The organism is Okeania sp. SIO2F5, from assembly GCF_010692685.1.
Classification (GTDB): domain Bacteria; phylum Cyanobacteriota; class Cyanobacteriia; order Cyanobacteriales; family Microcoleaceae; genus Okeania; species Okeania hirsuta.
The window spans coordinates 251,184-275,561 of sequence record NZ_JAAHGU010000006.1 but is presented as its reverse complement, the minus strand read 5'-3'; the positions used below and the strand labels follow the sequence as shown (position 1 = coordinate 275,561).

The 24,378-nt window shown below is 36.2% G+C and carries 15 protein-coding genes; 2 read left to right on the top strand and 13 right to left on the bottom strand.

The window, feature by feature from the left end:
• Positions 1-127 precede the first annotated feature (127 nt).
• Positions 128-1,075 (bottom strand): prolyl aminopeptidase, encoded by a 948-nt coding sequence (pip, locus tag F6K27_RS04215; protein ID WP_287274354.1) that lies wholly within the window; start codon positions 1,073-1,075, stop codon positions 128-130.
• An 869-nt stretch (positions 1,076-1,944) separates the two neighbouring features.
• Here pip and F6K27_RS04210 point away from each other — a divergent pair.
• Positions 1,945-4,629 carry a HEAT repeat domain-containing protein gene (locus tag F6K27_RS04210; RefSeq protein ID WP_287274353.1) on the top strand — a complete coding sequence of 895 codons (2,685 nt, stop codon included), beginning with the start codon at positions 1,945-1,947 and terminating at the stop codon, positions 4,627-4,629.
• A gap of 543 nt (positions 4,630-5,172) precedes the next feature.
• Here the strand turns inward: F6K27_RS04210 and F6K27_RS04205 are convergent.
• The 5 genes from F6K27_RS04205 to F6K27_RS04185 all read right to left on the bottom strand — a co-directional run bounded on the left by F6K27_RS04205 (position 5,173) and on the right by F6K27_RS04185 (position 12,921).
• On the bottom strand, positions 5,173-5,706 hold the full coding sequence (locus tag F6K27_RS04205; protein WP_240038743.1) for a histidine kinase dimerization/phospho-acceptor domain-containing protein: 534 nt from the start codon (positions 5,704-5,706) through the stop codon (positions 5,173-5,175).
• 1,445 nt (positions 5,707-7,151) lie between these two features.
• Positions 7,152-9,410, bottom strand: coding sequence for an SMP-30/gluconolactonase/LRE family protein (locus F6K27_RS04200; protein WP_287274351.1), 2,259 nt, complete (start codon positions 9,408-9,410; stop codon positions 7,152-7,154).
• Complete coding sequence (gene surE / locus F6K27_RS04195; RefSeq protein ID WP_124142810.1) at positions 9,404-10,096, bottom strand: 5'/3'-nucleotidase SurE; 693 nt, start codon at positions 10,094-10,096, stop codon at positions 9,404-9,406. Before surE ends, F6K27_RS04200 begins: the two co-directional genes overlap by 7 nt.
• Before the next feature lie 21 nt (positions 10,097-10,117).
• Positions 10,118-11,476 carry an acyltransferase domain-containing protein gene (locus F6K27_RS04190; protein WP_124142809.1) on the bottom strand — a complete coding sequence of 453 codons (1,359 nt, stop codon included), beginning with the start codon at positions 11,474-11,476 and terminating at the stop codon, positions 10,118-10,120.
• A 278-nt stretch (positions 11,477-11,754) separates the two neighbouring features.
• A complete protein-coding gene (locus F6K27_RS04185) occupies positions 11,755-12,921 on the bottom strand; it encodes a class I SAM-dependent methyltransferase (protein ID WP_287274349.1) in 1,167 nt (388 codons plus the stop codon).
• A 668-nt stretch (positions 12,922-13,589) separates the two neighbouring features.
• Between F6K27_RS04185 and F6K27_RS04180 the strand changes: the two genes are divergently transcribed.
• The gene (locus F6K27_RS04180) at positions 13,590-15,323 is read left to right on the top strand and encodes an asparagine synthetase B (protein ID WP_287274347.1); all 1,734 of its coding nucleotides are present in this window, start codon (positions 13,590-13,592) and stop codon (positions 15,321-15,323) included.
• A 693-nt stretch (positions 15,324-16,016) separates the two neighbouring features.
• On the opposite strand, the gene F6K27_RS04175 is transcribed toward F6K27_RS04180, so the two are convergent.
• The 7 genes from F6K27_RS04175 to galE form a co-directional block, all read right to left on the bottom strand.
• A complete protein-coding gene (locus tag F6K27_RS04175; RefSeq protein WP_287274345.1) occupies positions 16,017-17,387 on the bottom strand; it encodes a hypothetical protein in 1,371 nt (456 codons plus the stop codon).
• A gap of 11 nt (positions 17,388-17,398) precedes the next feature.
• Entirely contained in the window at positions 17,399-18,616 is a 1,218-nt protein-coding gene (locus F6K27_RS04170; RefSeq protein ID WP_287284029.1) for a decarboxylase, read from the bottom strand.
• Between the two features lie 286 nt (positions 18,617-18,902).
• Positions 18,903-19,328: a hypothetical protein gene (locus tag F6K27_RS04165; protein WP_287274341.1), complete on the bottom strand. Its 426-nt coding sequence runs from the start codon at positions 19,326-19,328 to the stop codon at positions 18,903-18,905.
• A 697-nt stretch (positions 19,329-20,025) separates the two neighbouring features.
• Complete coding sequence (locus F6K27_RS04160) at positions 20,026-21,732, bottom strand: asparagine synthetase B (RefSeq protein ID WP_287274339.1); 1,707 nt, start codon at positions 21,730-21,732, stop codon at positions 20,026-20,028.
• Between the two features lie 14 nt (positions 21,733-21,746).
• Positions 21,747-22,454, bottom strand: coding sequence for a hypothetical protein (locus F6K27_RS04155; RefSeq protein WP_287274337.1), 708 nt, complete (start codon positions 22,452-22,454; stop codon positions 21,747-21,749).
• Positions 22,455-22,739: 285 nt separating this feature from the next.
• The gene (locus tag F6K27_RS04150) at positions 22,740-23,090 is read right to left on the bottom strand and encodes a hypothetical protein (protein WP_287274335.1); all 351 of its coding nucleotides are present in this window, start codon (positions 23,088-23,090) and stop codon (positions 22,740-22,742) included.
• A gap of 251 nt (positions 23,091-23,341) precedes the next feature.
• A complete protein-coding gene (gene galE / locus F6K27_RS04145; RefSeq protein WP_287274333.1) occupies positions 23,342-24,343 on the bottom strand; it encodes a UDP-glucose 4-epimerase GalE in 1,002 nt (333 codons plus the stop codon).
• Between the last annotated feature and the right edge of the window lie 35 nt (positions 24,344-24,378).

The window sequence follows — 24,378 nt, the reverse complement described above, 5'->3', positions numbered from 1 at the left end:
ATAATTCTAAATTCTAAATTCTAAATTCTAAATTCTAAATTCTTGAACCTGCTACTTAAAGCCTAACACCTTTAGAGTTTAACAAGGATAAATACTGACAATTATCAAGTAAAATACCTCTGTTTTTTTATAGAATTGCCAACTTATCAGTTGCCTTAATTAGAGCATTTATAATTCCTGGTTCAGAAACTGAATGTCCGGCATCTGGCACTACGATAAATTCAGCTTCCGGCCAAGCTTTATGTAATTCCCAAGCTGATACCATCGGACAAACAATATCATATCTTCCTTGTACGATTACTCCTGGGATATGCCGAATTTTATAGACATTTTTTAATAACTGTTCTTCATGTTCAAAAAAACATTTGTTAATGAAATAATGACATTCTATTCTAGCAAAAGCTAAAGCAAAATAACTATCTCCAAACTTTTGTGATACATTTGAAGTTGGTATTAATTTACTGGTACTTCCTTCCCAAATTGACCAAGCGCGTGCTGCTTCTAATCTAACTTTTTCATCAGCACTGGTTAATCTTTGATAATAAGCTTTAACTAAATCACCTCTTTCTTCTATAGGAATAGGTTTTAAATATTCCTCCCAAGCATCAGGAAAAATATTACTTGCACCCTCTTGATAAAACCAAGAAATTTCTTTGGGGCGCACCATAAAAATACCTCGTAAAATTAAGCCTATACAATTTTCTGGATGAGTTTGACTATAAGCTAATGCTAGAGTACTTCCCCAACTACCTCCAAACACAACCCATTTTTCAATACTGAGATGAACTCGTAGTTTTTCTATATCACTTACTAAATCCCAGGTAGTATTTTGAGATAATTCAGCATGGGGAGTACTACGACCACAACCTCGTTGATCAAATAGAATAATTCGCCATTTTTTGGGGTTAAAATATTGACGATAAAGAGGCAGAATTCCACCACCTGGTCCACCATGTAAAAAGACTACTGGTTTACCTTGGGGGTTGCCACATTCTTCATAATAAATAGTGTGAATATCGGAAACTTTGAGATTGCCTCTTTGATAGGGTTGAATGGGTGGATAAAGTTCTCGCATGGTTATATTTCAAGATTTATATTAATATTTTAGAGAAAATTTAGGCTAAATAATATTTATTTCAACTGTTAATTATTAATTAAAATAACTTTTAGTATAAAAAAAGTAACATACTATTATAAATATTTCTATAAATTACTAAAGTTTCTGCAATAAAAAAAGACCCTTGGCACAACCCTAGATTCACATTAGGAAAGCCAAAAAATTAAGAATTTATAACTCAAAAACAAAGTCAGGACTTACACATAAAGTAGGAAAAACTGGGATTTGAGGTTGCTGCCCTGTGGGTAACAATGATGAAAATATATTATACTGCGTAAGTCCTAAAAGTGTTATCGCCTACAGCGTCGTGAGTAGATGTATCCTCTGCCTTAGAGCTGCGATCGCACTTCTGCCATTATTCAAAGAATAGCATACGATACTTATATTTTTATTTTTCAAGGAGTGATAGGTATCACTTACTTGTAGATTTCATGATGTCATTATTTAGAAATATCCAATTATAAAAAATAAAATTAATTTTCGTAAATAAATTATTAATTATTTCCGCATACTCCCTACTCCTGATTCCCTACTGCTTACTACCTATTTTCTAGAGATATTTATTAATACTAAGTAATATCTTTCCTGTTTAACCTATAGGCAAAATTGATGTATAGTCAACTAGCTGGACATATATTCCTGAATTCTCGGATTTCAGGAATTAGTCTACACATACCTATACAACTATTAATCTATATAAAATCTATTGAGGATGCAATTCTATTTATTTAATTTAACTTATAATAGACTCAGTTTGTGAAACTTTCCCTACAAATATCCAAGTTAAACGTAAAGCTAAAAAAACTATTAACTTACAATAGGCCATTATGATAATGCTCAAAAATGACTCTCACACTTTATCTTCCCTCAAACGTCAAGTGGTGTTTGACGAAGACCCAGAACAGCGAATAGCAGCATTGGAAAAGCTAGCCATAGAATGGAAAAATCACCCGGATACTGTAGCTATTCTTAAACAATTAGCTATATCCGATGGATGTCCAGATGTGCGGAGAGCTGCAACAGAATATCTTGTCCAAGGCAGGCAAAACGATCCTAATATTTTACCTTTTCTTAAACAATTTGTAGTATCTAACAATGAATATTGGTGGGTACAAGAAGCCATACTTACCCAATTAACTACAGGTTGGCATGACGATCCAAATACGATCGCTTTCCTGAAACAACTGATTTTGGCAGATCAATATCGTTCCTCAAATGTACGTTATGCAGCATTAAAACAGTTAGCCCAAAACTGGCAAAATGAGCCAGATACCCTAGCATTTTTGAAACAACGAGCTGTATCCGATGTTGATGAAGCTTTGCGGGAAACAGCAGTAGAACTTTTAGCTGAAGGTTGGCAAGATATAGATACTCTCACCTGGCTAAGACAAAGAGCAGAATCAGATAAACATTGGGGAGTACGTTTAACCATCATAGAAAAATTAAATCAAGATGGGAAGTACGACCGCAAGACTTTAGCTTGGCTCAAAGGAATGGCAATGTCTGATCCAAGCCCTTATGTGGCTTCAGAAGCAGTATTCAAGTTAGCTAAACTGGCAAAAGATGACATCGATACTGGAACTATTCTGAAACAATTGGCTTTGTCTGCTCAAGCTTCAGAGGTAAGACGAGCTGCGATGAGTCAACTAGCAGAAAATTTGGGAAGCGATCCAGATACGCTATTAACCCTCAAACAACTGGCAGAATTTGACCAGTGTTCTCATGTGCGACTGGCAGCAGTGGAACAGTTAGTAACAGATTGGAAGGAAAATTCTGATACAGTAGCTATTATGAAAAAGTTGGCTATATCAGACACAGCTTCAGAAGTACGAAAAGCAGCAATGGGCTATTTAATCGAAAACTGGCAAAAAGACTCTGATACAGTAGCTATTCTGAAACAGGTTGTGCAGTCAGATGAATGTTGGCGGATGCGAGAACTGGCAGTGGTACAGTTGGGTGCATTTTGGCAACATGACCCAGATGTGTTGACTTTTCTCAAACAGCAGGCTGAGTCTCCTGAGTGCTGGGTAGTGGGAGAGATAGCAGTAGCACAATTAACTGTTGGATGGAAAGATGAGCCTTGTGTTCTAGCTCTGCTGAAAAAATTGGCTCTATCTAACTCCGATGCACGAGTGGCAGCAATACGAGAATTATCTATCGGTTGGAAAGATGACCCTGATACTTTGATTATTCTCAAACAAGTCGTTTTCCAAGATGATTGTTGGCACGCTAGGAAGTTAGCAGTTGAACAACTAGCTACTGCTTGGCATGACGATCCTGAGACTTTTGAAGTAGTCAAAAAAGTTGCTTTGTCTGACGATCGCCACGATGTACAAATTGCAGCAATGGAGATGTTAGTCACAGGTTGGAAAGATCACCCAGAGGCGATCGCTACAATTAAACAAGCAGCATTATCCGATAAATTTTCAGAAGTACGCATAGCAGCAATGGAATTGTTAGCTACTACTTGGAAAAATGACGGTGATACTTTGGCAACTCTGCAACAAATTGCTGTATCTGACGGATGTTCAGATGTGCGAGTAGCAGCAGTCGTTAAACTAGGCAATGATGGTAAGGACGATCCTAATATCTTAGCTTGGCTCAAACAACAAGCAGTTGACGATCCGTGTTCTTATGTGCAACAGGCAACAATGGAACAGTTAGCTACAGATTGGAAAGACGATCCCGACACTCTAAATATTATCAAACAACTGGTTGTGTCTGGCAATTGTTCACAGCTACAACAGTCAGCAGTACTACAATTAGCTACTACTTGGAAGGATGACCCTGAGACCATGTCTGCTCTCAAAAAGCTGGCTGTATCAGCTCAATGTCCAGATTTACAACAGCTAGCAATGCAACAATTAGCTCTTGGTTGGAAAGATGACCCTGATACTTTTACTATTCTCAAACAAAGGGTAGAGTCTACAGATGAACGAGAAGTACGACAAGCAGCAATGCAGCAATTAGCTCTCGGTTGGAAGCATAACCCTGAGACATTAGCGTTATTTAAAAAATTAGCTATTTCTGACGAGGATGTGTGCGTCCGGCAAACAGCAGTGGTTGAGTTAGGTATTTGTTGGCAATATGACCCTGAGGTAATAGAAATTATCAAACAAGTAGCTATGAGCGATCGTAGTTTTTATGTGCGACAAACTGCTTTAGAATTATTTGCTATGCTGGGAAAAAACGATCCTTTTGCGGTTATTATGCTCAAAAAATTAGCTGAGTCTGATGATAATTTTTATGTACGACGTTCAGCAATACAGCAGTTAGCTTTAGGTTGGCATGATGAACCAGGAATGTTTGAATTTTTCTGCACTCGCACATACTCCGATCCATTTGTACGCCAGGAGGAGTGGGAAGATAACCCGCGCCAAACTGCTTTAGAGGCAATTCTCGAACAATATCAAGAGAATACTCAGATTCTCCAGATATTGAGCGATCGAGCCGAAAATGACTCAGATGAGCAAGTGCAAAAGTTTGCCCTGAAAACTTTAAAAGGATTTTAGCGGACATAGGCTATATCTGCAACAAGTTTCAAGCAGTATAATATCATGTTCGGTTGAATACTTATAATATCTGTGGACCAAAGGCAGAAGGCAGAGGGCAGCTATGCTGAAGGGAAAGAGCAAGGTTAGAAGGCAGAAGGTTTATTATAACTGATTATCCGCAATTCGTAGCTCCCCCGGAGGGGAACATGATATAAGTAAGGTGTGTGACGATAATAGACTCATAGTTGAGCCATCACGCACCTTTAATATCATGTCCGTTGGTATCGTTTGTGTAAAATCAAGGGTGAATATCTACAGGAAATTTACGTTTTTTCCAGCTTTTAAGCCTTTTTTCCAGCTTTTAAGCCTTCTTCCCTCTTCCTTACCTTCACGCTTACAATACCGATGCTACCGGACATGATATAATATTAAGTTTTGGGGCGTTGCTGAATAAATTTATGATTAGGAGAAAGATAAATTATATAGAATCTGGTTATACAGTATATGTTTATAATTCTATCCACACTTTCTCCACCTCCCCACACTCCCCACCCCCAATATTTAAATCGTTAAGTTGCCAGTGGTGACTGAATTCAATTTTTCTGTATTGCTTTCTAAAAGAAATTCACCGATACCGATAATACCATTGAGGGGGGTTCGTAGTTCGTGAGAAGTGTTGGCTAAAAATTCGTCTTTGAGGCGATCGAGTTGCTTGAGTTGTTCGTTGTTTGCTTCTAGAGATTTAAAGGAATTTTTCAGTTGGTTTGCCATACAATTAAAAGAGTGAGTCAGTTCTCCCACTTCATCGTTACGGTTAATGTGGAGTTGAGTTTCCCATTTACCTTGAGTAATTTTTTTGGCAGCACAATTAAGTTTGAGTATAGGTGCGGTAACTAAACGTACTGTCATAATTACTACTACACTTTGCAGCTTTTTAATACGCTGACCTTCTTTATTTACGAGATAATCGACACGATTGGGAAAATCTTCAAATACTTTTATATTTAGAGTACCATCTATATTTCGTCTGCCTTGAGCATATTCTCCATTTTCATAGTCACCTGCAAAATAAATAGCAGAAACAAATTTATACAATTGAATTTGTTTAATGAAATGAAAGGCTAAAGTATCAATATTGGTGGTATTTAGTTGTTCGAGTTGAATAGCATTGATATTACTTTGAACAATAATATGAGGGTATTCTAGACAATGATTTAGGTGGTCTTCAACACGGTTTGTAACTTCATGTTCCCATTGACTTGCTAATCGATTAACTGCTTTTTCTCCATTTCTAAAAGAAAGATAACCAATTAATGCAAATGTTGTTAATATTTGTCAAACAAAAGGTACAATAAAAACGTTGCGCAGGGAATTTTTTCTAGTATTCTCGATCGAGAAATCTTGATTTATAGATGCCATAGTCTTTAAAATAGAGGGAATAGGTAATAGGGAATAGGGAATAGGGAGAAATAATTGATTTTATTTTGATTTTTTGGAGATGTCTATTAGACTCAATTTTATCTACATACAGCAGTTTCCGAAGTTATCAAAATAATGTGGGTCTAAAACCCCGCCTTTTAAGGCGCAATATTTTTGGAGAGTTGCTCACGCATCCCCTACTTCCCCTCCTGGCTCCCCTCCTGGGAGGAGCGGGGGTGGGTTGGGTTAGGGGTGGGTTAACTTCTGACTTCTGACTTCGTTAAGAGGTACATATATTGATTTTTAGGGAGTAGGAAAGATGGGAATTAGGGTAGTGAACAAGCACAAAATATTGACCCCGTCAGTTGTACCACATTAGTTTAAAATATGCTGTATTTTTAGATTATAGCAATTCCCAAAAAGCATGAGCTACAAAATTATAGGTTTTGGGGAATATAAAAAGTAAAAAGTGCAGTAAAAGACTACTTTACCGAATAATTAATAATGAATAATTAGGGTTTGCTGAGAAAGTCTTATGAGTGAAGGAAGGAGTCAGGAGTCAGGAGAAATGGGAATTATAGAGTAGGTAGTCGGAAAAGTTGTCCCTCAATTTTTCTGCCATAATCATCCCAAAATACTAGCTTTATGCAGCTCTTGCCACTGAAAAGCTGGCACTTTTTTCGACAAAAAAATGCTACAACCAATATCAGTCAATGCTTTGAGAATTAATCAGCAAGCCCTAATTAAAAATTAATAAACGAAGGTAGCGGGAGTTGAACACAGAGGGCAGAAGGAAAAATTTTCCTTTGAGTCAATCCTCTCCTTTCAAAGAAGAGGTAGTTGTTGATTAGGGTTTGCGTATGGAAAGTCTTTTTGCGAGGGTAGACAGTAGGCAGTAGTTAGGAGGTAGAATAAATGGGAATTACAGAGTCAGTGGCCCAAACAATAGTAAGAGTGATTTTTCGGCTTTTGCTACCCGAAAAATACTCACTTTTCAAGCAAGTCGGCCTCCGAAATTTATTGATATATAAAAAGCGCCAAAGAAACCAGAAAAATATATTAGAAACCTGGTACATTATTAGTAATTTATCTTCATCGGAGTAATTAGACATTTGTTTATCTTACCATATATTGTTATCTCCCCCGATTTTTTCACTCTCGCGAAGTTCAAAAAGATATCCTCGTTGTTCGACTACCAAATCATCTACGTACCAAGGTGCTAATAATTTCCCCCCTAACCAAGGAACTATGGATGAGCAAGCAAACAATTTCCAAGGTGAGTCGGCAGGGCAATTGCATTTGGAGTCAACAATTGTCACGCTACTAATATTCATCACAGGTAGAATAATCTCTCTGACTCTTGCTTGCGATCGCGGATCAATACAAACTACCTTACCACCAAACCAAAATGTAACCCAAAGATAACCTGCACGATCTACAGCTAATCCATCAGGTACTCCTTCATGCTCCTGGGAAACGATAAATTGGCGATCGTGGTAAAACTCAGAACAATCACCATTAACAACGAAAACGTGAATCGACCGTTCCAAGCTATCTACAACGTAGAGCGATCGCCCATCTGGGGATAATCCCATACCATTAGCATAGCTTAGTCCCGCAAACATTTCCTGGATTTGTCCTTGGGGATTGCACTTTAGCAGTTTTCCTTTGTCCTTAATACCTGTGGTATCCTCATTAATGGTGTTAAACCAGATGTTTCCTGTTGTGTCGATAATTACATCATTACTAACTAACTTTTTACCCTGATAGGTTTCGATTATTGGTGTTATTTTCTGGGTATGGAGATTAAATTGCACTAGCCCCAACTCTCCAGACAACACCAACGTACCTTTTGTCAAGACTGCGACACCGTAACACAAACCAGGTAAGGGAAATCTCTGCACCTGGCAGGTGGTTAAGCACAATTTAATTAGCTGAGAGTTACCGTAGTCTAAGCAAAATAGTTGATTAGTTTCCCCATCGTAGCAAAGTCCCTCACCTCCTTGAATAGGACACTCTTGCACAACAGAAACTTGATAGGTTGGGGAGCGTCTTTCTAAGAGTAAGGCATTGCGTAGGTGTTCCCCGTAAAATTGTAGAGCAGTTCGGTTAGCACCTACAAGATTGAGTTCTGCGAGGGGAGTAGGATGATAGTGAGTGTCTTGAATTTGTTCTCCTGGTTCACAATTAAAAGTAATCAGTTGTGAGCAATCAAGAGTTTGTTGAGCCAGGTTAAAATCAAACAATGTTGAGGCAATACCACTTTTACGAGTGGAAATATACAGACGACAACTAGCGATCGTTTCTTCTTCCGATCGGTGTTGAGGAATTTGGGGGCAAATTCCCTGAGCTAATTTCAGAGCAGCTTTGGGTAAATTAAAATTCAGACTCTGCTGATATAGAAAGCCAAAGGTTGCACTCATGCGGGCATTTATTTCAATTAAGATCGGGGTATCTTGCCCTTGAAGCCAAAATTCTGCACTGAAAAAGCTGTTATCTAAACCACTATCTTGAATAAAATTAGTCACCCGATCGTAAATATTTTGTTGTTGTTGACAACTAACTTGAGCAGGAAAAACATAACAATCAACTGAGCCATCTTCGGCTTCCAATGTGTCCACTAAACCGACAAAATGAACCTGCCCTTGATAGACAAAACCATCACAGGTTAAAGGTTTACCAGAAACCATCTCTTCCACTAAAAGGGGAACTTGAGATGTGGTAGCTAGAGGATATTTTCTGCTATCAATAAATTCTTGGAACAAAACCTGATACATTTGCCACCAAGGTTGATAATTCTTGGCAAGATTGTTGCATAATTCTGATAACTGTTCTGGTTTATTTACTATCCCACAAAACATACCGTAACTAGAGCAAACTGGCTTGACAAATAGGGGAAATTTCAGTTTAGTTAAAATCTGCTCATCAATTGTCAATTTCCCTTCATTTTCCCATTGCACAACAGAGTAACCAGGGGCATAGGAATCAATTTTACGGGCATAAAATTTATGAAAACATTGCACCACACTTTCAAAACGAGGACTAAATAAATTAAGCTTTTCACAAACTATTGCTGCTACCAAATTGGCAATATCAAAACTATAGTAAATAGCCACAATTTGATGTGCTTGGGCATAAGCTATCGCATCTTGGCAAAAAGCTACTAAATCTACTCGATCTTTGATTTTCGGTGGGGTAGTTTGTAAACAGGAATATTCTAGGCAATGGAAACAATAATCAGAAAATTCAGCACGATAAAATAACTGTTTTTCATTCTGAGATGGACACAAAACCAAAATAGGAATTAGTTTATCGGATGGATTAATTACAGTTACTGTGGCAACTTTAAGTGTGAATTGAGAATAAATATTTTTTACCATAAACAGTATTTGGCGATCGCAATGTTCCCTGACAAACACACATCAACATCTGTACCGGAATCAGACTTGCGGTTGATATCGTCTCCCACATAAAGATACCCATTCTCTTGCTTCACAAATTCCGTGAGTAGGGGACGGGTACACAGGGAACAGAAGACAATCTCTGGCTCTGGCGATCCCGGCTCTAGGTGGGGAAAATTAACACTCCATAATGTCCCAGGATCGACGGTTTGAGTTAGTAATTCCTGCAACACCCGCACTGTCCATTGGGTGGCTCGCTCCCAGTCTAACTCCCAGTCAGTGCGTTTAAAATGAGAAAAGGCAATGGCAGGAATCCTATGTTGGGTGGCTTCCCTAGCAGCAGCTATGGTTCCTGAAGGATAAATATCTGAACCTAGATTACAACCACCATTAATTCCAGAAACGACAAAATGGATATCGTCATAGAGATAGTTGATGCCCAGACGAACACAATCTGCTGGGGTACTGTCTACACTCACCTCAGTGTCGGAGCGCCATTCTACAGGAATAACGGTGCGAATATTAACCCGATGACCACAGCCAGACTGGTGCTCTTTAGGAGCAACAACTACAATCGGATCAGTGGTTACTTGAAACAATGCTTTGTGTAAGGCTTGAATACCGGGAGCATCAATCCCATCATCATTAGTTACTAAAAAAGTCATAATTTCAGATAATTCAGTGATTTAGTTGCTGTGATAACTTGGTATAGGTAGGAAAGAACGGTTATAATCGCGGTCAAAACCCACCCAATCTACCGGGATGCCACGAAGATAAAGTGCAGCAGTGCTGGTTAACATTTGTTGCCAGTCTATTTCAGTTGGAGACAAACTTGGCAGCCATAAGTACTCAGCATCTGGTAGACACTGGCAACCTCTTCGTAGTAAAGTTGGTTTTGGCCCTATTTCTACGAAAATCTCAATTCCCTCCCTTTTTAGACTATTCATGCCAGCTAAAAACTCCACTGGTTCGATAATCTGACGACACCAATAATCTGGAGAAGTCACTTCCTTTATTACTACTTTCCCCGTCATACTAGAAACTAGCTTAATTTGGGGTGGAGAAAAACTTATTTCTCGGAGCGCCTGCTTAAACTCACCTAACATAGGTTTCATCAAGGGCGAATGGAAAGCAACAGAAGCATTTAGTTTTTTAATTTCAAGTCCCTGTGCTTCTACTGCCGTAGACACTGCGCCCACATCCTCGATTTTGCCAGCAATAGCGACATTTTTGGGGCCGTTGATGGCGCTAATCCAAATAGGACAAGGCTGGGAACCAATAATTGTGCGAACTTCTTGTTCTGATGCTTTTACTGCCACGATCTTACCATCCTTTGGTAATTCTGCCATCAGCCGACTGCGTTCGGCAATCACTTTCAAAACATTTTCCAGACTAAAAACTCCAGCAACACAAGCAGCAGCATATTCCCCTACACTATACCCCATCATTACATCTGGTTTAATTCCCCAAGATTTCCATAGTTCAAACATAGCATACTGTACTGCAAACAATGCTGGTTGGGTATAAGCTGTTTCATCAAGCAGATATTGGGTTGACTCTTCTATTTCTTCTGGAGGATAGAGAATTTCCAATAACGGCTTTTCTAAGTATGGACTAAGAATGTTGTTACAGCGATCGAGTGCTTGTCGGAAAGTCGGTTGAGTTTGGTAGAGTTGGCGACCCATACCTACATACTGATAGCCCTGAGAGGTAAAGAGAAAGGCAATCTTGCTCTTGTTTTCCTGGTTTTCAACAACCCCCATACTCTCTGAGTCAGGTGCCATTAATTTTTCCCGCATCTGTGCCACTGAGGAGGCGATAACTGCCAAGCGATACTTCAGGCACTTACAGCTTATATTGGCAGTAAAACAAATATCCGCCAATTTTTCGTCGGTAGTAGACTCTAAATAGCTAATGTACTTTGCCCTCAATTCCTGCAATTCTATTTCCGTCTTAGCGGATAAAATCAGGAGATGTAAGGGGCGTTCCTCTTTTCTTTTTCCTGGTTTTATATTTGATTGTTGAACTTCACAAAAAACATTCATTCACTTTAGATATCTAGTTAGGGTTTGCGCTCAAAAGTCTTTTTGCTAAGGCAGGGAGTAGAGAGTAGGGAGTAGTTAAGATTCAAGATTTGGAGGTAGTTGTAGAGGAGAGACTCGGAAAAATTATCCCTTAATTTTTCTGCCTCTATCTTACTCAAATACTAACTTTTTGAGCCTTATCAAGCGAAAATACGATACTTTTTCCGACCTAAAAATGCTACAAACTTTATTCGTCAATGCTTCTATAGTTAACACTGATTTAAGAAAGCCGTTTTTACCTAAAGCCTGGTGGCATCCAACCACATTACCCCAAACAAATCATGACCTACACCATAGCCTGGTTGTTGCGTTGCTTCCAAACAACGTAAAGCTTCAGCCAACAGCAACTCTACCTTCTGTCGGTACAGATTTCGGTCAGAAATATGGGACAATTCCTTTTGGACATTTTCCTGGAATTCTTGAATCTCTGAAGGTAATTCCACAGACTCCACTGCTAGAGACTCACCCAAAAGTGCTGCTGCTTGACTCACCAAAGTATTCCACCAACGAGAAAATTTCCTGAAGAAATCTAAGATATGCTCTGGTGCTGAACCTAACTCTACTGAAAATAGCAGTTGACTTAAATCTGTCTCCACTGAACTATCAAGTAAACTATTAACTAGGTTCCGATACTGGGGTAATTTCGGATTAAACTGTCCCGTTGAGGTATGACGCCCTACCATGATAGAACGGTCAAAAAAGTCAAATCTTTCTACAGGACAGCCTACTTCATCCATGACTTGCTGCATAATTTCTTGCAAGTGGTGATGGGAGTAAAAGCTCATCCAGGTAGCTTCTGCATTCCCTTCACTCTCGAAAAAACTCATAGAGTAATTCCAACGGCTTTCTTGCCATTGGGGTGTCCACTCAATACTGTAGCACCCTAAGACATCCACCACCACAGCACACCGGGAGCGATGCTGGCAAACATTGGCAGCGATCATCTTGAGGGCTTGGTGAAGTTCTTTGTGGGTAAGATGGGAGTAGGGAACTCCACAAGAGAGGTAAATATCGAAAGGCTCAGTCAAACTGCTGGTGCGAATATCTGCACACTCAAACCTAGCGTTACTATGGTTGGCATAGATATTACGGGCAGTTTCTACCATCTGGCTGCTAATATCAACACCTAAATAATCTAGCTCGTAGTTGCCAGCAATGGCGAAATCATCACATAATAACTGGGATAGTAAAGCGTATCCATCACCTGTACCTGAACCAACATCAAGAACTTTTAGCTTGTCTCCTTTCTTTCTGTTGCATAATACAATTGCTCTCTTAAATACTGAACAAGAAAAAGGTTCTTCCCACTCAATTTTTACACCATCACGACGACTTTTAGATAGGTAGTGTTCAACGGCATTGCTTTCATTGTAAACAGTCTCTATTTGTTTTGGAGTTACTTTCATGTCTCCTACAATTAAATTAGTTAACCCACATTCAGCACTTCAGATTATATCACAACAAGCTACAGAAAATTTGTGTATTTAATTAAGTAGAATTATTTATGGCTTTGAGTAACTTCAAGTGAGAGCATAAAGCTAATGATAGAACACTGTTCCGCTTTGCTAGGCAATGATAATGTGAGCACATTTTCAATTGGATATGGTTAGGAAAACCATCCATACTAAAAATTTATTAATATTGATGATTCCCATCAATAACTTTTGCTTCTAAGTAAGTTGGCATAAATAAACCAAACTATGTAAAGATAAGTAAATATGGATAATATACCTACATATATGAGTGAGGAAATTTACACATGGGGGTAGGGGAAAAAAGGGAAACTACAGTACGGAACGTTTTAAATTTTACTCAAATCAAACTGCTTAAAATTTATTTACATAATTTGGTTTTTTTTCACCGACTTATATCATGTCCGGATAATTAGTGATCAAAAAACTTTCTCTTTCTTTTCTTCTTTCTTCCCTGCTAAATTCTAAATTCTGAATTCTAAATTATGAATTATGAGTCGTTTATTTATAACTGTTTAACCGGACATGATATTACTTATCCTTAAATTATCTTACCATTACTATGTAGGACTACCCAATAATTATTATCTAAATTAGTAAATATGAAGTTTTCTTTTTTATCATTAAATAAACAATTATCCATTCCTACAAATAAAAATTTAGTTGCCCCTAATTGGCATATTGCTTGGGGCAAAATAGACCAGATAAAGGCAGATATTTCTTGGAGCGATCGCCATTTTTTGATTCATCAAGTTCAACCTACTTTTAGCTCTAATGAAAGGTTTGTTGTTGTGGGTGATATTTGTTTAACTAATCTGCCACAATTACAAAAACTTTTAGATATTTCTACCTCTCTTACTGTTACTCAAATAGTTGCTGAATTATGGCAAAGTTATGGAAAAAAAACTTTTTTGTTGTTGGAAGGAATTTTTGCTTTAGCAGTTTGGGATAGGGAAGAAAAAGAATTATGGATTGGACGCGATCGCGTGGGTGGACGGACTTTATATTACACGACTACTGACTCAACTATTTGGATTTCTCCTCGGTTAAAAATTCTTTCTTCTTACCATTCTAATGAGTTAGATTTAATTGCTTTACGGGATTATCTTTGTTGTGCTTTTGTACCTGGAGAACGTACTCTTTGGCAGGAAGTAAAAGAATTAAGACAGGGAAGTTTCATCCATTTTACTAATGATTTAAAAATTCCATCACCAATGTCTTATTGGCAACCACAAGCACAAGTTAAAAATGCCGACCGACCTTTAGAATATCATGGTCAAAAATTACGTTCTCTTCTAGATAAAATTATTCCTGAATATTTACCAAATAATCAACCAGTGGGAGCTTATTTATCGGGTGGTTTAGATTCGAGTTGTATTGTGGCATTAGCAGCAAAAAATCATGATTATCCAGTACATACTTATTCAATACATTTTGGTGCAGAATTACCGAACGAATTAGAATTTTCTAGTTTAGTTGCTGAACATTGTCAAACTCAACATCATATCCTAGAAATTACACCGGATGATATGTGGAATAAACTGCCAATTACTATGGCAAATTTAGATGACCCTATTGGCGACCCATTAACAGTTCCTAATTATCTTTTAGGAAATTTAGCAGCAGAAAATGTGGGGGTTATTCTGAATGGTGAAGGTGGCGACCCTTGTTTTGGCGGACCGAAAAATAAACCGATGTTATTAAATAATATTTATGGTGGTTTGCAGTCAGGAAAATCAGATATTTTTTCATCTTATCTAAGTTCTTTTCATAAATGTTTTGCAGATTTATCTAAGCTATTAAAACCGGAGATTTGGGAAGCTGTAAAAACAGAATCTTATATATTTGAATCTGACTTAAATTCTGATGCTGATTATTTAAACCGTTTGATGTTACTCAATATTAAATTTAAAGGAGCAGACCATATTTTAACTAAGGTAAATAATATGACTAGGGCGGCTAGTTTAATCGGACTTTCCCCATTATTTGACCAAAGAATTGTGGAGCTAAGTTTAGAAATTCCACCAGAATATAAATTATCTGGTGCTGATGAAAAAGCGGTATTAAAACGAGCAGTGGCAGACTTATTACCAGAGAGAATATTAACTCGTCCAAAAAGTGGAATGATGGTACCTGTTAACTTTTGGTTTAAACAAATATGGCAACGTCGAACTAGGAATTTATTGTTAAGTAAAAATGCAGCGATCGCTCCTTATTTTAATCAAGATTTAATCAAAGATTGGTTAAATTATCGTGGGGATACTTGGAAGCGTTATGGTATTCAGCTTTGGTTATTAGTAAGTTTAGAAATTTGGCTACAAGTTAATCGTAAATAGGTTTATGTAGACTCCCGTAGGTTGGGTTGAGGAACGTTAGTGGAACTTATCCGGAGGATAAACCCAACAGTTATTAGTTATTATTAGGTTAGGTTGAGACATCTTAGGGGAGCTTATTATACCAATTTTATAAATGTTTGCTACAAATAGGTAGGGTACTTTTTAGGAGTCAGGAGTCAGGAGTCAGAATGAATAGATTTAATACCAGTTTTTAGGTCATAAATTATCTTTTTTATCAAAGAGACATTTCCTGCATTTTTTTTATTGCACTTATTATTCGTAACATTCTTTTTTCAAAATGGTATTAGCAGGATGAACCCAATATATAGACAATAACTACATTAACCAAAACTATCGGATAGAAAAAAACCTACTTTAGTGAAACAGTATTAGGGTAGCTTATCCACAAGATAAACCTCACAATTATAGATATAGATATATGTTTTTGTTGGGTTGCGTTTCACTTAACCCAACCTACTTTAGTGAAACGGTATTAGGGTAGCTTATCCACAAGATAAACCTCACAATTATAGATATAGATATATGTTTTTGTTGGGTTGCGTTTCACTTAACCCAACCTACTTTAGTGAAACGGTATTAGGGTAGCTTATCCATAGGAAAAACCTAACAATTATAGATATAGATATATATGTTTTTGTTGGGTTGCGCTGCACTTAACCCAACCTAAAATATTTAACCAAAACTATCAGATGCGAAAAAACTTGTATTTCGATTATCATCATCAATACCAACCAAAATTATCCCATCATCACTACTATAACCAGAATCTAAACTACTATCTGAAGCTGAACTATAACCATTAGCAACTGCTTGAGTTTTAGCAATACCTTGAGAAACTACTTGTAGTAATTTACGAGGAGAAAAAGATTCTAATTCTACATAAAATCCTGCTTCTAACCACTCTAATTCATCTGTTGATAAAGTTTGCTTGACTTCTGCTGGTATTTTTCGCCCTTGTCCTGCTAATTCATCTGACTTGATAATCCACATATTCTTACTAGGAAATACATGACGTGGCAATAATCCTAAATCATAAATAATTAGATTATTTCCGCCAAACCAATTAGGACTATTTCGCAGTTCATTGATCGTCGTAACTCCACGGGGGGTAGCACTATGAAAAGCATAAACTTTTAAGTCTGGATTTTGTTTTAACATTTGCATTACTGTACTAAAAATATTCTGGGGATATCCATCAATACTTAGTACAGCGCAGTTATGTTCAAAGTGGAAATTATTAGCTATTAAAAACTGAGCAATTTCGGCAGTGTCACAAACAATAACTCTGTCAAAACTATAAGCTTTAACTTCAGAATTAATTTCTATAGGTTCACTCATTTCTTTGGAGGGAGCTAAAACATTTGTCACCTCACCATTAACTTCTTCCCAACGACTCAACCAATGGGGAATTTCACTTTGATGAAACTGAAGTGGTTGAGGTATTTTATGTTGAATGCTTAGTAGTCGCATACCAAAATAAATTAAGAATATTCCTAAACCAATACCTAACAAAAATAAGAAAAATGCTGTATTTTTCACGGTGGAGAATTTAAAAAACCAAACTAAAACAGCAACTAGAATTAACCCTCCAAGAATTTGCATAGCTCTGGCAAAAATTCTTCTAATTTTGGTGGGAAACTGCTGGGATTTACTACCCCAAATCAAGAATGATACCAAGCTCAAAAATATTATGGTAGGTATCAAAAAAAGGGTTCTCATTTGCACACCTATAATGAATGCCAATGTAAATGTAAATGGTAATATAAATGGTAAGAAAAAAGCAGAAATAAATAAATATCCCAATAGCTCAATATTGTTTTTATTAACTAAACGCTTCTCTATCAAATACCACAACTGTTTAGGGGTAAAAAACAAGGTATTTTCAGAGGAAATAATCTGAATAGAATTCTTGAAAAATATATCTGTAAATTTACTTCCTGCTTTTGGGTCAAAAACAAAAGGATGATTACAATTTTTACATCTACCCCCAGCTTCTATTCTTTCTTTGAAATTATTATTTGTTTCACATCTAACACATTTCATCTATTGACTCCTTAACTAAAAATTTGACCATTCAATAAAATATTATAATCTTCTCGCTGACGAATTAATCTATGCTGACTTTCTTCTAACAAAACTTCAGCAGGACGGGGTCTATGTAAAAAATGAGAAGACATTGCATAACCATAAGCACCCGTATCTAAAATAGCTAAAATATCTCCTTTTTCTAAAGCAGGTAACTGACAATTTTTACCCAAATAATCACGGGAATAAGTTGTATTTCCACAAACATCCGTCAAATATAAATCTGACTTATTTATTTCCCGAAAACTAACAATTTCTCGATAACCCCCATGGACGGATGGCACAGATAAATTAGCCACAGTTGTATCAACTCCAACTATTTGTTTATCTCCCTGCCATTTCACAGAAATAACTTTAGTTAATACTGTGCCTGAACGAGCAATAGCTGCGCGACCAGGTTCAATAATTAATTTAATTTTTCTGCCTACTTTTTCTATCGCTGCTGTTAACTCCGCACCAAAAGTTTGCCAGTTAAAAGCTATCCCATTGTCATTATAAGGATAACCAAAACCACCACCAAAATCTAAATATTCCCAGTCTGGTAAAAATTTACCAATTGCTAATATTGGTTCAATTACTTGAGTAAAAGCTTTCGTAGTATTTGTGCCAGTACCTCGATAAAAATGTAAACCACTCAACTTTAAACCCACTGACTTTGTAATTTGAATTGCCTGGGAAAATTCCTCTGGTCGAACACCAATTCGACTTTCTCCCGTTAGTTCTGGTAAATTCAGTCTCAAACCTAATTTTGGCGTAATTTCTCTGGCAAACTTATCTATATATACGTCACAAAATAACTGTAGTTGACTCACACTATCTAAATTAAAAGTAGTTACCCCCCAGTTTAATAGTCGTGAAAATTCTTGACCGTTTAAATTACTCCCGCTATAGACAATTTTTTCAGGGGAAAAACCTGCCTTTAATCCCAGAAAAACATCCCCCGGTGTATTAGCATGAAGACCCCATTTATACCTTTGAAAAATTTGTAATAAAGATACATTACCATTAGTTACGCTGGCAAAATGAAATTCTGTGTGGGGATAGGGAATAGATTTAGTAATATGATTTATCGTTTTTATCAGAATATCGCCATCATAAACATACAGAGGAGAACCATAATTTTCTAGTAATTCGTGGGCAAATTTCAGAGAAAAAGGAGTCACAAAATTTGGCATATTTTCTACCATAGTTAACTGAACAAGTAACAGTCTAGATCATAATCTATGTTATCAGTAGAGAGTATGCCATTGGCTAATATATGACTATCAACTAATCATACTAAATCTGGTTTGAAGAAGTAGCTTATAATTTATCCGTATGTCAAGCAGTGATAGTTCGTTATACCAAGTCTAGTTTATATAAAGAGATTTATTACTCCTCTTTTTATCATTATTTATAGAAAGGATTTATCAATATTTTTCTATCCTGGTAATTTCCCAAATGAAACCATATTACTCCCTTAATAAAACGAGTTTATGGGGATTTAAAGACTGAAGTTTCCCAGTCATAACCTTCATCAACAGTTTTCATTTTGTCTATATCAATTTTTATTTTGTAGCCATCAGATAAAGAAGACAGAATTGTCAAATCACGAGCTATACGTCTGTCGTTTAATTCTATAACTGCAAAATTCTCTCTTTCTGTTGAAAATTGTCTTTGTTTATTAGCCTTATTCAAGAGTTTTTGTCTGACCGATGACAATGCTTTTTGTGTATGAGTCTGAATATTTATTACTCCATCCTCATCTTCTTGAAAATTTGGCATTATACAAAAAACTTCGAGGTAATATTTAGAGCTGTCACAACGCTCAACTATAACATCACATTCATCAGTTTCCAATGATAAAGATTTGACCAATCTTTCTCTAATTAGTGGAATATAGTTGTGGTAAACAATCATTTCAGATATGACAGCTTTGCAATCTTTCCATTCCTTCTTTTGAGCTTTTATTCGCTTTGTAAAATAAGCTGCATAGCTGGGATTATATTGGTTAATTTATTTGAAGTATTTAAGAATTTTTAAATAGTTTCGATATGGGTTAATTGGGAAATCATTATTCCTGTGGTCTAATACCAATTTCATAAAATATTGCTACAGTGACGACACAGGGAACAGGGAACAGGGAACAGGGAACAGGGAACAGGGAACAGGGAACAGGGAACAGGGAACAGGGAACAGGGAAAGAAAAACATAAATATTAAAGAGGAAAAAAAGTGGAAATTTTATAATTTATGGAATTTCTAATTTTTTCTTTTAGGAATAAATCACAAATTAAGATGTAACTGCCTTTTTTGAATTTGGTCTAAATATTCTTATTTCTGTTGTTTCATGTACTCATTCTCAAGTAAATCATGGTTGTAGAAATATTCTTCTATAATATCAATTTCGTTTTTAATCATAATTCATTTAAGGAAAAAGGAAGAAAGAAAAATTTTCGTTGTCTGATATCTAAGTTTTTGATATGTCAAATACAGTAATGGCGACTGCTATAATTACACATACTCTCAAGCTCTAAAGTTTATGTTGTAAAAATTACAGAGAATAAAATTAAGTAATTAATTTTCCCTAAGCACTTAAAGTTTTTATCAGATCAAATTTAACTTTTAACCTGCTCAACCCACCTCCACCACCAAGGCGGTAATAATAAAGGATTATACCCATAATTACTAATAGTAGATTCTCCTAAAATTGTTACTCGCCAAATTTCCCAAATCATTAATAACCAGAGAATTTCACCCACGCGTCTATTCCTAATTTGCCCCCCTAATTTTCCTTGAATTATCGTAATAGCTATATCCGAAATAAATCTACCTTCTGCTTGTAAAACTTCTGGGTTTAACCATTGCCTAATTTCTGACCATAATTCATTTAAACACCAATAACTTAAAGGTACTCCCATCCCTCTTTTTTCTCGCCAAACAACTTCCGGTGGTAACCAAGACTCTACCGCTTTTTTCAATATATATTTTTCATTTGAACCTTTTAAATTAAATTCTCCTGGTATTTGAAAAGTCCATTCAGTTAGCTCTAAATCACAAAAAGGCGATCGTACAACTAATCCATTACTAAATGCCAAATTTGTTGCCCTGGGATGAATATTTTGTGCCCCTTTCAAAATCAAACTAGCACGACGTAACTTATGGATTAATCCAGTACAAAAACCTTCATCTAAAGCAAATTCTATCCACTTTTCTGCTGAGATATTTTTTACTTTTTCATAAATTTGTGGTTGAAAAACTTTCTGTTCATAACCCCATAATTTATGAAAAGTCTGCAAATATCGTTGAATGAAATTTTCTTGTCTATTGTAAACAGCAGCAGCAATAATTGGTTTATTCGTCCACCCAGCAAATAATTGATCTCCTCCTTCCCCATTGAAAATTACAGATACTTCTTGAGCTGCAGTTTGACATAATAAATATAAAGGTACTGTCACCCCATCACCAAAAGGTAAATCTAAAGCCTTAACTGTATCTAATAAAGCATTTTTTATCAGCTTTGGAGTTACAGATACTTTCACTAAAGGTATGTCTAAATGTTCAGCAACCTTTTCTGCATATTCCCATTCTGAAAAACTATTTTTCCCAAAATCTAAGGTATATGCACGCACTTTTATTCCCGCTTTTACTAATAAAGCTGCAACTATTGAAGAATCTAAACCTCCTGAAAGAAAAACTCCTACAGGTTCATAATTTAAGTCAATAATTTGCCGATTAATCGCATTTTTAAGTAGGGTTTGTAACTGTGTAATTGCGTCATTTTTATCTTCAATTTGTACGGAATTTTCTCGCCAGTCATAACGACGTTGAATTTGTATTTCTGGCTCCAAAAAAATTTGTTCTGTTCCTGCTGGTACTGCAAAAATGTTTTCTACTGGAGTGAGTGGAGTTGGCACATAAGAAAAACAAGTATAACCATAAAATCCAGGAATACTAATAGATAGCTCATAAATCATAGGTAATAATAACTTGAATTGAGAAGCAAACCAAATAACTTTTTCTATTTTTGCCCAATATAAAGGCACTCTTCCAAAAGGTTCCCTACCTAAAATTAATTGGTTATTTTCTAACTTTACCCAAGCATCAATACTATCAGATAAACCAGAGGCAGATAGAGAAGCAATCAAAGTCTCACCCCTAGCTAATTTCATTTCTTCCCCACCAATATAACTAATTCCACCAACAGTTATTCCCTGATTAAAATTAAACACTTTTGTCTTTTTTTCCTCAGTTAGCTTGGTGAGAATAGTATTTAATTCTAGTGGGAAACCATATCCCCAATAACCAATAAATTGATATTGCACTTAATCACAAAATTTTACTTAACTGTAAACTCAGTTTGACTGAGAAAGCGATCGCCTAAATACATCTCCACCTGCCAATTTCCCACAGGTGAACCAGTATGAAATTTATACTTACAATAAGTCGGCCAAACTGCTTTATTAATTTGCTTAGTTTGGTAACTATTTTGATGACTAATTTCACCATTAGAATCAATCCAGTTGCACCCTAAATAAAGTTTTTTTCCTACTGGTGCATCTTGTAGAGTTACCCGATAAAATACTTCTGAATTTTGTTGACTATCAACCACAATTAGTATTTCTTGACCACTATTTGTTTCTAATGTCAACTTACTTTGCCCTGAATTAGCATAGACATTATTTAATGCTTGTTTTTGAGTTTGAAACCATAAGAAACTAGCAACTATAACTACTACCAACCCAGAAAGCACCCCCACAGTAATCAATTTATTCCGCTTCTGCTCTACTGCCAACGCTTCTCGCCTTCGCAACTGCATCATTGCCTCATCTACCAAGTCAGTCGGGAGATTTAGCTCTTGTAAAATCTGCTGCATCTGCTCTCGGTCAATTTCTTCGTCGCGCTGTCTAGATAATTGCTCAACTTCTGCCACCAGTTGAGTAAATTGTATTTGTGTCAGTCGTTCTTCTGTCATAGATATTAGGTTAGGAAAATTATAACGCACAGAAAAAGAAGCAAAATCACTATTTATAAGTATAGTTTTCAACAGACATCTCCTCCAAAAGAGGGAGTAGGAAGTAGGGGGAAATAATTGATGATTTATGTATGATAATTGATTTTATTTTTGATTATTGGAGATGTCTAATAGTTAAACTATATTAATTATGTGGAAAAAGTTTTAAATATTACTTATGATTTTGAAAGTCTAGAGTCATTAACCATTAACTTAGTAAGCTCTTGTTTCATGGGATTTAAAAGTTTAGGATTAGAAATTAAAAAAAATTAGTTTTTTCATCTGAAATGTTGTTTTTATTTCCTCTTCCCCGATGATTTATTTCAATGCTTTTATTTCTTCTGATTGGGGATTTGGAGAATTATATATGATCCAATATAAATAAGGCAGTATTTCTGAATATAGGGTAAAAAATTTTTCTCTTTCTTCTATTTTCAAAACATAATTGACTCCGCTTTCTGCGCTCAAATTCGTCCAGAAACTATCAATTAAGTTTAAATTAGAAATACACTTTTGATAACCTTCCCACAATTTTTCTTTTTCCCAAATCTTGGTATCTTTACTGAGTTGATGGCGATTGTTTAAGAAAGTGACAAATATCGCGATGCTTCCACCAACTAACGAGCTAATAACATATTTCCAACCATCAGGAATATCTGGAATAACCATTAGTTTTATTTTTCTCAATTCAAACTATGTAGCAATTGAATTATCAAAAATTTATTTGTTTATAGTTGCGCTGGATACCCCCTAAATATATCTGGGAGAGCTAAAGCGCAACAACGACTTTTATTTGGGTAAAAAATCAGCTTTCTGATACAAAGCTATATCTAAAGACAGACAAATAATCTCCATCATAAAGATTAGTTGTAACCACGACTACACCATTATTCTTACTTTTGCCTTTTGACTTTTAACTTTTATTTCCCATGTCTTTTTTGATGCCATTGCCAAGCATGGGTAACAATATTTTGCACCTCTGGATATTTAGGAGACCAACCCAATACTTTCCTTACTTTTTCGCTACTTCCTACCAACACTGGTGCATCTCCTGGTCGGCGATCGCATTCTATTACTTGAAAATCTTTTCCGGTTACTTTCTTAACCGTTTCTATCACTTCTCTGACAGAAAACCCATTACCATTACCTAAATTAAATACTTCACTTTTACCACCATTCAATAAATATTCTAACCCCAACACATGAGCATCTGCTAAATCACATACATGAATATAATCGCGAATACAAGTACCATCATGGGTAGAATAATCTGTACCAAAAATTGAGATAGCATCTCGCTTACCTAATGCTGCTAATAATACCAGTGGAATTAGATGAGTTTCCGGATTATGATCTTCTCCAGTTAAACCATTAGGATGCGCCCCTGCTGCGTTAAAATAGCGAAAACAAACAGACTTAAAATCATAAGCAACCTCAAAGTCCGAAAGTATTTGCTCTACCATCAATTTACTCGCCCCATAAGGGTTAATCGGATTTTTGGGGTGGTCTTCAGGAATAGGACTAGTCTGTGGTTCCCCATAAATAGCAGCAGTAGAAGAAAATACAAATTTTTTCACAGATGCTGCCAACATTGCTTCTAATAATGTTAGTGTACCTACTACATTATTGTGATAATATTTTTGGGGGTCTTTAACCGACTCTCCTACAAAAATATATGCAGCAAAATGCATTACTGCTGCTATATTGTGAGTGGCAAAAATTTTGTCTAATAGAGAGCGATCGCTTGTATTTCCGACAATCATCTCTACTTTCAGGACATTTTCTACTATGTCCCGATGTCCATAGACAAGATTATCCAGAATTACGACTTCATAACCTGCAGTTTGTAGGGCCTGCACTGCATGAGAGCCAATATATCCTGCTCCCCCAGTCACTAAAATAGTTGGCTTAGTTTGTGACACTTTTTTAGTCTTCCTTAATTGCTATTAATTTAGTT

Coding starts and splice junctions, on each gene's coding strand:
- pip (WP_287274354.1), bottom strand. CDS start 1,075: ATGCGAGAACTTTATCCACCCATTCAACCCTATCAAAGAGGCAATCTC.
- F6K27_RS04210 (WP_287274353.1), top strand. CDS start 1,945: ATGATAATGCTCAAAAATGACTCTCACACTTTATCTTCCCTCAAACGT.
- F6K27_RS04200 (WP_287274351.1), bottom strand. CDS start 9,410: ATGGTAAAAAATATTTATTCTCAATTCACACTTAAAGTTGCCACAGTA.
- surE (WP_124142810.1), bottom strand. CDS start 10,096: ATGACTTTTTTAGTAACTAATGATGATGGGATTGATGCTCCCGGTATT.
- F6K27_RS04190 (WP_124142809.1), bottom strand. CDS start 11,476: ATGAATGTTTTTTGTGAAGTTCAACAATCAAATATAAAACCAGGAAAA.
- F6K27_RS04185 (WP_287274349.1), bottom strand. CDS start 12,921: ATGAAAGTAACTCCAAAACAAATAGAGACTGTTTACAATGAAAGCAAT.
- F6K27_RS04180 (WP_287274347.1), top strand. CDS start 13,590: ATGAAGTTTTCTTTTTTATCATTAAATAAACAATTATCCATTCCTACA.
- F6K27_RS04175 (WP_287274345.1), bottom strand. CDS start 17,387: ATGAAATGTGTTAGATGTGAAACAAATAATAATTTCAAAGAAAGAATA.
- F6K27_RS04170 (WP_287284029.1), bottom strand. CDS start 18,616: ATGGTAGAAAATATGCCAAATTTTGTGACTCCTTTTTCTCTGAAATTT.
- F6K27_RS04165 (WP_287274341.1), bottom strand. CDS start 19,328: ATGATTGTTTACCACAACTATATTCCACTAATTAGAGAAAGATTGGTC.
- F6K27_RS04150 (WP_287274335.1), bottom strand. CDS start 23,090: ATGGTTATTCCAGATATTCCTGATGGTTGGAAATATGTTATTAGCTCG.